The organism is Bartonella capreoli (assembly GCF_902813205.1).
GTDB classification, from domain to species: Bacteria; Pseudomonadota; Alphaproteobacteria; order Rhizobiales; family Rhizobiaceae; genus Bartonella; species Bartonella schoenbuchensis.
In genome coordinates this window covers 1-410 of record NZ_CADDZX010000313.1, presented here as the reverse complement: position 1 = coordinate 410, position 410 = coordinate 1, and the positions used below count along the sequence as shown (strand labels likewise).

1 pseudogene is annotated in these 410 nt (G+C 35.6%); it reads left to right on the top strand.

From position 1 onward, the window contains the following. Nucleotides 1-124: 124 nt before the first annotated feature. A pseudogene (locus J7R05_RS08580) lies at nucleotides 125-410 on the top strand (hypothetical protein); the annotation flags it as partial.

Below are 410 nucleotides of genomic sequence, written 5' to 3'. Positions count from 1 at the left end.
AGCCCTTCTATTTGGAGACGGACTACTGCTTTCTCAAAACTATGCTGTAATAAAAATTACGAATAGAGTTTATTAATTAAAAAAATTAGAGCACAAAGCTCATGATATAGTAGGTATTTAAAAACTTGAGTGTTTTATTACATTAGATAGATTATGTGATTTTTTAAATTGTCGTACTTCAATGATTGTTTCAATCATTGGGCCAGAATCTGCCCGAACGGCAGCAAAGTTCTCTCTTCATCTCATAAAAGAGCGTAAAACAATTTTGTTGGTAGATATTTCTGGTCAACAAAGAGAGAAAGTCATTGGTCCACATCGAGGATTGAGCGATATTTTAACAGGGAATGCCCAGTTGCAGGATGTTATGTATCGTGATTATGATACGGGGGTTGATATTCTTCCCCAGGGGT